Source organism: Arundinibacter roseus (assembly GCF_004348825.1).
Classification (GTDB): domain Bacteria; phylum Bacteroidota; class Bacteroidia; order Cytophagales; family Spirosomataceae; genus Arundinibacter; species Arundinibacter roseus.
Genome location: NZ_SMJU01000005.1, coordinates 77,592 through 90,439, shown reverse-complemented (window position 1 = coordinate 90,439; position 12,848 = coordinate 77,592). Strand labels below are relative to the sequence as shown.

General features: G+C 46.6%; 14 protein-coding genes. 5 read left to right on the top strand and 9 right to left on the bottom strand.

Annotation, left to right across the window (positions count from 1 at the left end; translation table 11 throughout):
- Positions 1-7 precede the first annotated feature (7 nt).
- A complete protein-coding gene (locus EZE20_RS08730; RefSeq protein ID WP_132116618.1) occupies positions 8-463 on the top strand; it encodes a carbon-nitrogen hydrolase family protein in 456 nt (151 codons plus the stop codon).
- A 64-nt stretch (positions 464-527) separates the two neighbouring features.
- Here EZE20_RS08730 and EZE20_RS08725 read toward each other — a convergent pair whose 3' ends face one another.
- From EZE20_RS08725 to EZE20_RS24535, 3 genes are all read right to left on the bottom strand, one after another.
- On the bottom strand, positions 528-863 hold the full coding sequence (locus tag EZE20_RS08725) for a translation initiation factor (protein WP_132116616.1): 336 nt from the start codon (positions 861-863) through the stop codon (positions 528-530).
- A 78-nt stretch (positions 864-941) separates the two neighbouring features.
- Positions 942-1,820: a diacylglycerol/lipid kinase family protein gene (locus tag EZE20_RS08720; RefSeq protein ID WP_228713647.1), complete on the bottom strand. Its 879-nt coding sequence runs from the start codon at positions 1,818-1,820 to the stop codon at positions 942-944.
- Between the two features lie 3 nt (positions 1,821-1,823).
- A complete protein-coding gene (locus tag EZE20_RS24535) occupies positions 1,824-1,949 on the bottom strand; it encodes a hypothetical protein (RefSeq protein ID WP_262709646.1) in 126 nt (41 codons plus the stop codon).
- A gap of 156 nt (positions 1,950-2,105) precedes the next feature.
- Between EZE20_RS24535 and EZE20_RS08715 the strand changes: the two genes are divergently transcribed.
- Positions 2,106-2,537 (top strand): YybH family protein, encoded by a 432-nt coding sequence (locus EZE20_RS08715; protein ID WP_132116614.1) that lies wholly within the window; start codon positions 2,106-2,108, stop codon positions 2,535-2,537.
- A gap of 6 nt (positions 2,538-2,543) precedes the next feature.
- A complete protein-coding gene (gene nhaA / locus EZE20_RS08710) occupies positions 2,544-3,752 on the top strand; it encodes a Na+/H+ antiporter NhaA (protein ID WP_132116612.1) in 1,209 nt (402 codons plus the stop codon).
- Positions 3,753-3,834: 82 nt separating this feature from the next.
- On the opposite strand, the gene EZE20_RS08705 is transcribed toward nhaA, so the two are convergent.
- From EZE20_RS08705 to accC, 5 genes are all read right to left on the bottom strand, one after another.
- Positions 3,835-4,335: a lipocalin-like domain-containing protein gene (locus EZE20_RS08705; RefSeq protein ID WP_132116610.1), complete on the bottom strand. Its 501-nt coding sequence runs from the start codon at positions 4,333-4,335 to the stop codon at positions 3,835-3,837.
- Between the two features lie 160 nt (positions 4,336-4,495).
- On the bottom strand, positions 4,496-5,479 hold the full coding sequence (gene meaB, locus EZE20_RS08700; RefSeq protein WP_132116608.1) for a methylmalonyl Co-A mutase-associated GTPase MeaB: 984 nt from the start codon (positions 5,477-5,479) through the stop codon (positions 4,496-4,498).
- A gap of 56 nt (positions 5,480-5,535) precedes the next feature.
- Positions 5,536-6,207: a 2-C-methyl-D-erythritol 4-phosphate cytidylyltransferase gene (locus EZE20_RS08695; RefSeq protein WP_132117103.1), complete on the bottom strand. Its 672-nt coding sequence runs from the start codon at positions 6,205-6,207 to the stop codon at positions 5,536-5,538.
- A gap of 108 nt (positions 6,208-6,315) precedes the next feature.
- Complete coding sequence (gene queA, locus EZE20_RS08690) at positions 6,316-7,365, bottom strand: tRNA preQ1(34) S-adenosylmethionine ribosyltransferase-isomerase QueA (protein ID WP_132116606.1); 1,050 nt, start codon at positions 7,363-7,365, stop codon at positions 6,316-6,318.
- A 227-nt stretch (positions 7,366-7,592) separates the two neighbouring features.
- On the bottom strand, positions 7,593-9,089 hold the full coding sequence (gene accC, locus EZE20_RS08685; RefSeq protein WP_132116604.1) for an acetyl-CoA carboxylase biotin carboxylase subunit: 1,497 nt from the start codon (positions 9,087-9,089) through the stop codon (positions 7,593-7,595).
- A 435-nt stretch (positions 9,090-9,524) separates the two neighbouring features.
- On the opposite strand from accC, the gene EZE20_RS08680 reads away from it, so the two are divergent.
- Positions 9,525-10,793 (top strand): aminotransferase class I/II-fold pyridoxal phosphate-dependent enzyme, encoded by a 1,269-nt coding sequence (locus EZE20_RS08680; protein ID WP_132116602.1) that lies wholly within the window; start codon positions 9,525-9,527, stop codon positions 10,791-10,793.
- 258 nt (positions 10,794-11,051) lie between these two features.
- On the top strand, positions 11,052-11,231 hold the full coding sequence (locus EZE20_RS08675) for a histone H1 (RefSeq protein WP_132116600.1): 180 nt from the start codon (positions 11,052-11,054) through the stop codon (positions 11,229-11,231).
- Positions 11,232-11,291: 60 nt separating this feature from the next.
- On the opposite strand, the gene EZE20_RS08670 is transcribed toward EZE20_RS08675, so the two are convergent.
- Positions 11,292-12,842, bottom strand: a complete 1,551-nt coding sequence (locus EZE20_RS08670; protein WP_132116598.1) for a hypothetical protein — start codon at positions 12,840-12,842, stop codon at positions 11,292-11,294.
- Between the last annotated feature and the right edge of the window lie 6 nt (positions 12,843-12,848).

Sequence of the window (12,848 nt, the reverse complement as noted above, 5' to 3'; positions counted from 1 at the left end):
AACAACTATGCGTAAATGGATTATACTTTTCATATTTCTGGCCCTTGTGTTTGGCTTTTTATACTACATCACATTCGGTTATTACAGTGAAGGAAAGCGTGGAGGATTTGTCGTGAAACTGAGCAATAAAGGCTATCTTTTCAAAACGCACGAAGGCGTGCTCAACGTGGGAGGTCTGTACGAAGGCGGTGGAACGCTCAATGCTACGCAGTGGGATTTTTCGGTGGGGGGTGATAACGAGGAAGCAATTCTCAACCTCGAAGAAGCCATCAAAACCGGACGCCGCGTATCGCTGACGTACGAGGAAAAGTTTTTTATCCTTCCCTGGAATGGAGACACCAAGTATTTCGTAACCAGGGTGGAACTCCTGGAAGCCCCCATGTCGCCCTACCGTGAGCCATCGTATCAACAGCCTGCTCCATCGCCCGTGCCGGCTGATACTACCGCCGGAACGGTTCTCTGATCAAAAGTAGTTTTTTTAGGGTAGCTAATTTCTCATTTCCGGGTCAACCGGGTGTAGTGAGAATTTAGCTACCCGCTTTTTTTGCCTTATATCCCTTCGTCAGCAACCACGTCAGGATTTTATCGCGGTGATCGCCCTGAATCAGTACTTCTCCTTCTTTGGCAGCGCCGCCGCTGCCGCATACACCTTTCAATAGTTTGGCAAGTGTTTCAAGATCAGAGGTTTTTCCAATAAAACCTTTCACGACTGTAACTACTTTTCCGCCTCCTTTTCGTTCCAGCCATACGCGCAAATCCTGCTGAGCAGCAGGCAACGTATCGGGCTCGTCTGTTTCCTCAGATTGATAGTCAAACCCGGGATCTGTGGAGTAAACTATTCCCGAACGATTTTTCTTTGACATAGCTGATTTTGGTTTTATTGATAAAAAAATTCTTTCCTGAGAAAGATTTATAAAATTAGTACAAACAAAAAAATGCTGCTAATGTATCACCCAAAGACTTTTCGGAATCACACAAACCTCTACCGTAGTTGTGTCTAATTGCCAGGGCTCCCCATCAAAATGCACCAAAGCAGGTTGTTCGGTCTGTACAGTCAAGCCCGGCAACGCCTCGTATGAAATGTAAGTTGAGGGTTTCATTTGTTTAGTAAATAGCCAATAAGTCAGTGCGGTACCGTACCATTTCGGGAATGGCCGAACGGTGCAAATTTCCAGCTTGCCATCCGACAAATCTGCCTGAGGCGCTACCCATGCATTGTTTCCAAACTGCCCGGCATTAGCAAAACTCAACGAAAAAATTTCCAACGTTTGTTCATTAATCCGAACCCGTTTCGGGGCATAGTCCCAGTAAGCCTGCATGGCTACCTTCACGTAAGTTTGTATGCCTCTATGCAGCTGTTGCCCAAAAAGATGTCCTACGTAGGCATCAAATCCTAAACCAGCCACGCAGAAAAAAGGTTGTTGATTAAGCGTTGCGCTGTCGATTAAATGAGGCTGTCCTGAAAATAAGTGCGTCAGGGCGTCGGTAAATCCCAGGGGAATGCCCAGGTGCCGGGCCAATCCATTGCCGGACCCCAAAGGCAAAATACCCAACGGAACCTGACTATGTACCAGCGCGCTGGCAACCTCGTTGACCGTTCCGTCTCCACCTACGGCTACCACACAATCCCACTTACGGGAGTCTACAGCGGCAGCGGCAAGTTCGGTAGCATGGCCTTTTGCCTGAGTCAGGATACATTCGGCAAGATGACCCGCTTCTACCGTTTTTGTTTGCAGAGTAGCTGCCAGCTGTTGAGCTTCCTGGCCGAGCCGGGTGCCTGCTCTGGGATTGATCAGAAAAAGGTAGGACAGTTTAGCCACGGTTCAGGCAAAAAAGACGAAAAGCAACACGATAAATAAAATAATAAACAGATAATACAGCCCATCCACAAACGGATACCGCTGTCGGTCTAATTTTTTAAAGAGGTCTTTGAGCATCAGGTAGAGCATTTACAGACGAGGTATACGAAAATCGGGCCGGGAACAGGTCAGAGAGAGCAACAATTTGAGTTCGTAGAAGCATTTTTTGGTGCTACTTCTGGTACTTTTTGTTGCTTGCCTGACTATCTTTGGTCGTTTTCAATCCTACAAAAATCTATAAAATTTATGAGAAAGCCCATCCTGACATTCCTGGTTCTGCTGCTTACAACTGGCCTGATGGCCCAATCTAAAAATGACCGTGCGGCAATTTTGAGCATTTTGGACCGTCAGACGGCCGACTGGAATGCCGGAAATATTGATTCTTTCATGAATGGCTATCTTGAATCAGATTCTCTGATGTTTGTAGGAAAAAATGGCGTGACCTATGGCTATCAGAATACCTATCAAAACTATCTGAAACGCTACCCGGACCGCGCCACGATGGGAACGCTGAAATTTACAATTTTGAATCTTTCCTTTCCCGGCAAAGACGTGGCATTTCTGGTTGGAAAATGGCACCTCACCCGTCCGCAGGCCGGAGATGTGGGCGGGCATTACACGCTATTGTGGCGAAAAATTAAAGGAAAATGGGTCATCGTTTGTGACCACACAAGTTAACAAGTTATGAAAAGAAAACGGAGAATTATACTATTTAGAAGAGCCGTCAGACCACTGACAGAACCTATCATTAACCCGATTAAAGACCTGGCCGAAAGTGGCCGTTTGTCTGGAATTCTTTTGCTGCTCGCCACGGTCATTGCCCTGACCTGGGCCAATGGACCCGGAGGTGCCGAGTTCCTGGCTTTTTGGGAAAAGAAAATTGGCATATCACCCCTCGAAAAAACAATCAGCCACTGGATCAACGATGGATTAATGGCTGTTTTCTTCTTTTTTGTAGGTCTGGAAATTAAGCGTGAACTACTGGAAGGAGAGTTGTCCAAATGGCGGCAGGCATTGCTGCCGGGCGGAGCGGCCGTTGGCGGGGCCATATTTCCGGCGGCAATATTTTTGTTATTTAATGCTAACACTACCGCCGTCGACGGTTGGGCTATTCCTACGGCTACCGACATTGCCTTTTCATTGGGGATGCTTTCCCTGCTCGGCGACCGCGTTCCTTTTGCCCTGAAGGTACTGCTGACGGCCATTGCCGTTATCGACGATTTTATAGCCGTTATTGTAATTGCGTTGTTTTATACCCACGAAATCCATCTTGATATGTTGCTGTATGCAGGCCTGACGCTCTTGCCATTAATGTTGCTCAACTATCTGAAAATCAGGAAATTTATTTTTTATCTGGGCCCTGGATTACTCCTGTGGTTTTTCGTTCTGAAATCCGGTATTCATGCGACTATTGCGGGGGTAATTCTGGCCGCAATGATTCCCCTGATTGAGGTAGACGACCTGGAACATGCCCTGCACAAACCGGTAAACTATTTCATTATGCCCATTTTTGCGCTTGCCAATACGGCCATCGTATTGCCTTCGGACCTGCTGGCTCTGCTGGTTTCACCACTTAGTTTCGGAATCATCCTGGGTTTATTTTTAGGAAAACCGCTCGGAATCGTACTCATGGCCTGGCTTTTGGTCAAGCTGGGGTTTGCGGAGCTGCCGTTCGGATTGCGTTGGCGACATATTTTTGGGTTGGGCTTCACGGCCGGGATTGGCTTTACAATGTCCATCTTTATCGCCAGCCTTTCCTTTGATGATGTCCTGTTTCAAAACACTTCCAAACTAGCCATTATGGTCGGAACATTACTTTCTGGGGTGGTGGGTTTGCTTTGGCTTGTTCGGGTAGATAAATCGCTTCCTTCGCCGGAATTAATTGAAAAATAATTTTAGCAAAAAGCCTTTAAAACGAGAGAGACCTTTTCCAGCGAAAAAGGTCTCTCTCGTTTTTTTCTAGTCAAAATTTTTGCTAAACACGCTTAAAAACAAGCGTGTAGGTATAATTAATGCCATCGTCAGGGTCTACCTCACTAAATGAGGCTTCCATCGTTGTCTGATTGATCGTTACATCATATTCTGCGGTGCCAGATGATGCTGATGACAATGTCAGCTTATTGCCGGTTAGTTCCCAGGTGTTCGAATCATCCAGTCCAGTCAATTCAAAAAGGGTTCCTTCTGCACTTTGGCAATCAGTAGGAGCAGTTACATTTACTCTATTGTTTGCCAGGAAGGAGAGCGTAAGTCTTGTAAAACAATCGTTTCCTGCCAAAAAATTTATAAACGGAATTAGATCGCTAACGCCACTTTGGGCTGGTGAAATCTTTAAGGATGTCATTTGCCACTCGCCTTCAATTGAAAGTGGTTCAGGATCAGAGTCCTTTTTACAGGCCACAGAAGTTGCCAGGAGGGCAGCCAAAACAAGCATCGTTGAGAAGGCTGGAACGCGAAATGATTTTGGATAGATTTTCATAAGTAAAAAGAGAAAAAGTGAAGTTCGAAGCGATTAATTGTGAGTATATGTAATTTTATTAAAAGAATGTAAAGTGAAATTTAGCAAGACTAAATTCATAAAGCGAGAATCACTTAGTCTATGGAAGAATTTTTGTGTAAATGGTAAAATGTTTTTCAATTTACTTAAAGAAAAAATACAATAAATCCTTTGCAGCCTGAATAGGCAATTGCTCGCCATTTTTTACAGCACTTTCTATCAATGGTAACTGCAACTGAACCTCAGGATGAGTCAGGAAGCGTGTTTCCAGTTCCTGTTTGATATAGCTACGCATCCAGTCAAGAGTTTGATTCTGACGATTTTTTTTAAAAAAATGAGAGCCTTTACTAACCTGTTCAAACTCCCGAATCAGGTCCCAAATCTCACCAATGCCGGTATTTTCCAGTGCCGAACACGTGACCACCTTCGGCACCCATCCTGACTCGGTAGCCGGATAAAGATGTAAAGCCCGCTGATATTCAGTTACAGCCCGGGCTGCATATATGTGGTTGTGGCCGTCGGCTTTGGTAATTGCCAGCGCATCGGCCATTTCAATAATCCCCCGTTTCATGCCCTGCAATTCGTCGCCAGCGCCAGCGAGCATGAGCAACAGAAAAAAATCGGTCATTCCCCGAACCATCGTTTCCGATTGCCCAACGCCAACCGTTTCTACAAGGATTACCTCAAACCCTGCCGCTTCGCAAAGCAGCATGGCTTCGCGGGTACGGTGCGCCACTCCGCCCAGCGACGTGCCCGCTGCAGAAGGACGAATGTAGGCCCGCGGATTGTTGGCAAGTGTTTCCATGCGGGTTTTATCGCCCAGAATACTTCCTCCCGAGCGCTGACTGCTCGGATCTACCGTCAGGACGGCCAAAGAAGTACCTTGTTGGGTAATGTGCTGTCCCAACGATTCAATGAACGTACTTTTGCCGACACCCGGTACGCCCGTAATCCCGACGCGAATGGAGCGACCGGTATGCGGTAAAATGAGCTGCAAAACTTCATCGGCGAGTTGGCGGTCGGTCAGTAGTCGGCTTTCGATTAGAGTAATGGCACGGCTAAGCACGACCCGATCCTGAGCCAGGATTCCATTTACGTACGTGGCAGGAGCAAGGCGGGGGCGCATGGCGTAAGGAGCTACAATGGATCTGGAATAGAGCGGGTAAAGTACTGATTATTTCCTTATTTTTTCAAAAAAGCTTCTGCCCAAATCAAATCTTCCGGCGTTGTGATTTTGATATTTTCGTAAGCGCCCTCAATTAGTTGGATAGAAAAGCCCGCTGTTTCCAACACGCTGGCACAATCTGTAAAATGGGGTAAAAAGCCCGTTTGAAAAGCCTCCCGCATCCAATTGAGTCGAAAGGTTTGCGGCGTTTGAATCAGGCGGTAAGCGGTGCGCTCAACTGCCTGGTTTTTTTCATTTGGCAAGATCTGCCGGATAGAATCTTTCAGCGTGACGCAGGTGACCGCAGTGCCCAATGCGGCCGCTTGTTGAAAGCTATTCGCAATAATTTGTGGCGTAACAAAGGGCCGAACGCCATCGTGTACTGCCACCACTCCCGTTGGCGCCTGAATGCTTGCCAACCCATTTTGTACCGAATGAAAGCGCGTTTCACCACCCGCAATAAGCTCGTAGGTTTCATCAAAATGAAACGTTTCACAAAGTGAATGCCAAAGGTCAAACTGTACGCTCGGCAAAACCAAACGGATCGAGAGGGTAGGCGAGTAGGCCCGGAACGTGCGGAGTGTGTGCATCAATACGGGCAGGCCGCCAATGGGTAAAAACTGCTTCGGGAGCTCGCTTTTCATGCGACTGCCGCTGCCGCCTGCAACAATAATGGCAAATTCCTGCATCATGCCTGATGGTATAAAGTAGAGTTTTTGAACGGGGTACAAAACAAAATTCGTCAGCAGCTCCAAAAAGCTACTGACGAAACAGACCTTCGGAAAGCTACTACCGATTTAGATAATCAGCATGACGTCACCGTAGGTAAAGAATTTATATTTTTCTTTAATTGCAATTTGATAAGCTTTCGTAATCAGGTCATAACCGCCAAAAGCGCAGGCTGACATCAGCAGGATCGACTCGGGCAGTTGGAAATTGGTAATCATGGCATTGCCAATTTTAAATTCGTAGGGAGGAAAAATAAATTTATCCGTCCAGCCCTCTACCGATTTTAAATGTCCGTTGGCAGATACCGACGATTCAATGGCTTTCAGCGAAGTGGTACCCACAGCGCACACGCGCTTTCCATTGTCAAGTGCCTGATTGACAATGTCGACGCTTTCCTGAAGAATCTGATAATTTTCAGAATCCGTTTTGTGTTTGGTCAAATCTTCAACGTCCACACTACGAAAAGTCCCGAGTCCAACGTGCAGCGTTACAGGTGCAAAACCGATGCCCTTTATTTCCAGCCGCTTCATGATAGACTTAGTAAAGTGCGTACCGGCCGTAGGAGCTGCCACAGCGCCTACATGCTCCGCAAAAATGGTCTGAAAGCGTTCGCGGTCAGCATTTTCTACTTTACGACGTGAGATAATTTCGGTAGGCAGTGGGGTTTCTCCCAGCTGATCGACCAATTTCATAAATTCATCGTGCGAGCCATCGTACAAAAACCGGATCGTGCGGCCACGAGAGGTCGTGTTATCAATAACTTCGGCTACAAGGTCACTATCGCCAAAGTACAACTTGTTGCCCACCCGGATTTTACGAGCCGGATCTACAAGTACATCCCAAAGGCGCATTTCGCGGTTGAGCTCCCGAAGCAGAAATACTTCAATTTTAGCGCCGGTTTTTTCTTTTTGACCAAAAAGTCGGGCCGGAAAAACCTTGGTATTGTTGATAACCATGACGTCGCCGTCATCAAAATAGTTGACAATGTCACCAAAAGTTTTATGTTCAATTTCTCCTGTTTTACGATGAACTACCATTAGGCGAGCCTCACCGCGGTCGGCAGGATGAAGGGCGATTAGACTTTGAGGAAGGTCAAACTTGAATTCAGATAGCTTCATAGCTTTATATCAGCAATATAGGTTTGTCAATTAAGCGTAAGGATTGTTTTTTAGTAAATACCCAAAAAGCATGCCCTTAAAAAATAAGAGCGCAAAAATACGAAAAATTTAGCAAAAATGTCCAAAAATTTTACATGTAGAAATCCAGACCTGTCTTCTGTAAAAGAGTAACCTTTGTCTAGTCTCTACTCAATGCATTTAGTAACAGTTGAGTAAAACGGTACTAACTAGAACTGCTTTCTCTTTTTCCATTGACTGCCTGCTGCATCAACTGCCGAAACGGCGGTCACGGGCTTTTGGGGAGCAGTCAGTAAATGAGCCATCACAAGCGCTGCCACGTGTTGAGTGGGAGTATCGATTGGTGAGGTTAATTTTTCCGGTGAAAAATAGTTGGCTACAAAGTGGGTATCAAATTGCCCCGATCGAAAGGCTTCGTGATGAAGCACAAAGCGGCAAAAAGGCAAAGTGGTTTGAACGCCGCTGATTTGATACTCATCGATGGCACGAATCATTTTCTGAATGGCCTCCTCACGGGTTTGTCCGTAGGATATGAGTTTGGCAATCATCGGGTCATAGTGAATCGGAATCTCCATTCCTTCCTCAAAACCATCGTCGACCCGCACACCATTGCCTTGTGGCCTTACGTACGTTTTGAGTGTACCCACATCGGGTAAAAAATTAGTGGCCGGGTCTTCGGCATACACCCGTACTTCCAGCGCATGTCCCTGAATGCTGAGGTCCGACTGTTGAATCGCGAGCTGTTTGCCTTCGGCAATGTAGATCATTTGCTTGACCAGATCTACGCCGGTAATTTGCTCGGTTACAGGATGTTCAACCTGCAACCTTGTGTTCATTTCCAGAAAATAAAAATCAAGATTTGAATCTACAATAAACTCCACCGTTCCGGCGCCGTAGTAGTTGCACGCGCGGGCCACTTCCACGGCGCATCGCCCCATTTCTTCCCGGATTTCGGGTGTAAGTACCGACGACGGTGCTTCTTCGATTACCTTCTGATGTCGCCGCTGAATGGAACATTCGCGCTCAAAAAGATGAATAATATGTCCATGCTGATCGCCCAAAACCTGTATCTCAATGTGCTTGGGTGAGGTAATGTACTTTTCGATAAAGACCGAGCCATCGCCAAAAGACGAAATTGCCTCGCTGACGGCGCGGTCCATTTGCTCGTCAAAACTTTCGGGATTTTCTACCACCCGCATTCCTTTTCCGCCGCCGCCGGCGCTTGCTTTGATCAGAATCGGGTAGCCGATTTGGGCCGAAATCCGCTTGGCTTCCTCGCGGTCCGTAATTGCGCCGGCAGTACCGGGCACCATCGGAATGTTGGATTTGGCAGCGGCTTGTTTGGCCGCAAGTTTACTGCCCATGACCTCGATGGATTCGGGCGAAGGGCCAATAAATAGTAAGCCTGCTTCACGTACCTGCCGGGAGAATCCGGCATTCTCGGAAAGAAATCCATAGCCGGGATGAATCGCATCGGCACCTACGAGTTGTGCGGTTTCTATGATTTTGTCGCCACGCAGGTAGGACTCCGACGAGGCCGCCGGACCAATGCACACGGCTTCGTCGGCATAGCGGACGTGCAGGGCGTGGCGGTCGGCTTCACTGAATACAGCAACGGTAGAAATGCCCATTTCTCGGGCTGTACGCATGATTCGCAGGGCGATTTCACCGCGGTTGGCAATCAATATTTTTTTTATGGTCGGCATTATTTTGCAGGATAATCTGAAAATTCTTTTTAATTTAAGTCGTAGCAATGACCGGAACGCCGTGAATCTACGCTTTTTTAAAATTAGAAGAAATAACTTTAAAAACGCAGTTCGACTCTAAAACGATCTGCCTGAAAAGGGTGTTAACAAACCGATGTATTAAGATTGGAAATTTACCCAAATGTAGTAATTTGACCAATGCAAGCCTATGAATCAGGTTTTTGCTTATATTTAAATAGGATTGAGTTTAGATGAGTACAGCTGCTGCACAAGGCGGTGAATTTCTGAATACAGATGCGTTAAAATTGACCAGGTGCCATAAGTTGATTATAACTTTCTGATTACTAAGCAAGTGCCAGCCTATCATAATTTTTTATAATTTTGCACCCTGGGAATTAAAAAAACAAATTAACAACCCACATAAACATCTATAAAGTGGATATTTTTGAGAAACTACGTGACAATTGGGGCCCGATCGGAACACCTGCCAAAATGTTGAACAGTCACCACTATTTTTCATTTCCAATGCTGGAAGGAGACTTGGGGCCGCGGATGCGGTTTATGGGACGGGAAGTTCTCAATTGGAGTTTGAACAACTATCTGGGTCTGGCCAATCATCCCGAAGTTCGTAAAATTGACGCAGAAGCCGCCGCTCGCTGGGGGCTTGCTTACCCAATGGGTGCCCGTATGATGTCCGGAAACTCAGTACTACACGAAACGTTTGAAAAAGAACTTGCCGAATTTGTGGGCAAAACGGACGCCTTCCTTTTGAATTATGGGTATCAGGGCGTTATGTCGGTCATTGAATGCGTGTGCGATCATCGCGACGTGATCGTGTACGATGCCGAATCGCATGCCTGCCTGATTGACGGAATTCGCCTGCACAAAGCCAAAATGGGACAATACTATAAGTTCAATCACAACGATATGGACAGTCTCGAAAAAAACCTCAAACGTGCGACAAAACTTGCTGACGAAAAAGGCGGCGGGGTTCTTGTAATTACCGAAGGGGTGTTTGGTATGTCGGGTAAAGTAGGGAACCTGAAAGCAATTGCCGCCCTTAAAAAACAATATAATTTTCGTTTGCTGGTAGACGATGCCCACGGTTTTGGAACAATGGGCGCTACCGGCGCGGGTGCTGGTGAGCTAATGGGTGTGCAGGATGACATCGATTTGTACTTCTCTACGTTCGCAAAATCAATGGCGGCTATTGGTGGCTTTGTAGCTTCCAATGACCCGGACATTATCATGTATCTGAAATACAACATGCGCTCGCAAACCTACGCCAAAGCGCTGCCGATGCCGTATGTGGAAGGATGCCGTCATCGTTTGCACATGATCAAGACAATGCCCGAACTTCGGGAAAATCTCTGGACCGTAGTGGAAGCAATGCAAAACGGATTACGGTCACGGGGATTCAATATAGGAGAGACCGAATCGCCGGTTACACCCGTGTTTTTGCACAGCGAAGGCGGCATTCCGGAAGTGACCCGAATGGTGCGCGATCTGCGGGAGAATATGGGGGTTTTCTGCTCGATTGTTGTGTATCCTGTGGTACCGAAGGGACAGATAATGCTCCGCATTATTCCGACTTCTGCCCATACCCTGGAAGACGTAGAATATACCCTGAACGCATTTACAACCCTGGCCGATAAACTAAAAAATAGGGTCTATCAGCAAGACGAAGTTCAGGAGATTGTTTGAGGACTAAAATAGGCTAAATTAAGAAGCAGGGGCATTTTTTAAAAAAATCCCCCTGCTTTTTTTTGACCATTTGATAAATCAGTTTCTCGTGTAACTGCTTGATAATCAATATTTTAAAAAAATAGCATTTTTTTTTGAATTTTTTGAAGTGTTTTTTTTTGTCAATTAAATTGGTAAAACGGTTTTAATTACTAAATTTCGAGCGAAACATGCCTTAATTGCGTGTATTACGCATTTTTCAACTTAAAAAAATTCACCATGGCACGATTTGAAGAAGTAAAAAATTTAGTGATGTCACTTGAAGGAGACTTTGAGAAATTCTATGAAAAAGGAAATCAGGCAGCGGGTACCCGTGTACGTAAAGGAATGCAGGATCTGAAAACACTTGCGCAGGATATTCGTAGTGAAGTTCAGGACATGAAAAATTCCGAATCCTAAAAGCATACAATTTCAAAGCAAAAAGCGGCTTCCCAAAAGGGAGCCGCTTTTTTTAGTTATTTACCGTTGAGTTTTTTCCAGTCGGTTTAGCCGTTGCATCAACACCTGCTGTTGGTGTTCGAGGACACGATATTTCTCATCGGCCTGAATGGCATACAGCGTTAATTCTTCCAGTTTTTCAACGAGTCGGGCAGCAAGTGTTGCCAGGTCCATACCTTGTTGTGTCATTTCGCTGGCAGACGGGATCTGTGGAAGATGCTGATGATTTTTCAGAAATTGGGCTACCGTTTCCAGCGTCGGTAGCTTGTAGCCGCTACTCAGCACGTGGTCAGCCCAATCTTCCGGTGAATTCAACTGTACCCTTGGAGCAACCAATACCACCTCGCCCGTCTCGCTGACCGAAAGCATCCGGGCAGCCGTTTGGCTATTGGGCGGAAGATTGGTGCGCAGCTGAGAAAACGTTAAGCCCGAGTAACCTTCCGCACCGCTATTGATTTCCAGCCTGTTGGAAGGAGTATTGGTCCCAATTCCAATGTGTGCTTCACTATTTCCCAAAATTATAGAGTTGCGTGCCGAAGAGGTTAATGTTGTTCCTGGTCCGAACGCAAGATTTTGCTGATCGTCCCAGTGAATGAACGGTTGGTTTTTGTACCGTATAGAATTGTCGTGCGCCAAAAAATTTATATTTCCCCGAAGCGTAAAGCGTTGGTCCGGGAAAGCCGTGCCGATGCCAACTTTTGTATGCACGGTATCCCCCAGCACAAGTCCGTAATTAACACCTACAAGCGCATCGTAGCCAATGGCCGTGGCGCGTAATAAGTTGTTGGATAGTACGTTAGATTTGGCGCCAACCAGGGTTGCCTGCGTACCGGAGGTAAGGCCCAGTCCGGCCTCGCTTCCGAGAAGCGTGTTGCTGTTCCCGGAAGAATTATAGCCCGATAAATCACCAACAAATACATTATTTGCCCCAATGGATCCCGACACGCCGCCGCGTTGACCGGCAAGGTAACCTACGACGGTGTTGTTTGAACCCGAAGTATTGAATGAAGCCGCATACATTCCGAGGAATGTATTGTTGGCGCCGTTGTTGTTGCTGGATCCGGCACTTGTACCAAAAAACGAATTACTCATTCCGCCGCTGTTGTTGTAGCCCGCACCAAACCCAAAGAATGAATTGTAAGACCCGCTGCTGTTGGTTTGCCCGGCCGTAGAGCCCGAGAACGTATTGGAAACCCCAACGGTATTTCCGAATCCGGCATAGTGGCCAAGAAACACATTGTTGCTGCCATCCTGATTAAAACGTCCGGCAGAAGCCCCCACAAATGTATTTGATTCGCCGATGGTGTTGGCATGTCCGGTGCCGCTCCCTAAAAAAGTATTTCGCCAGCCCGTCGTGTTGACGGTTCCGCTGTTGTAGCCAAAAAAAGCATTTTCGTTGCCCGTACTGGAAGCGCCTGCATTGGCTCCAACAATGGTGGTTTCATTGCCAAAACCAGCCGTCGTAGGACTGCTAATTCGGATGGTACTTTGGGCCTTTGTGGTGCCTGCACTTACACAAATAGCGATTAGCAGGTAAAACGGCACTTTCATTTCCTCGTAAAATGAGCTCATAACGTG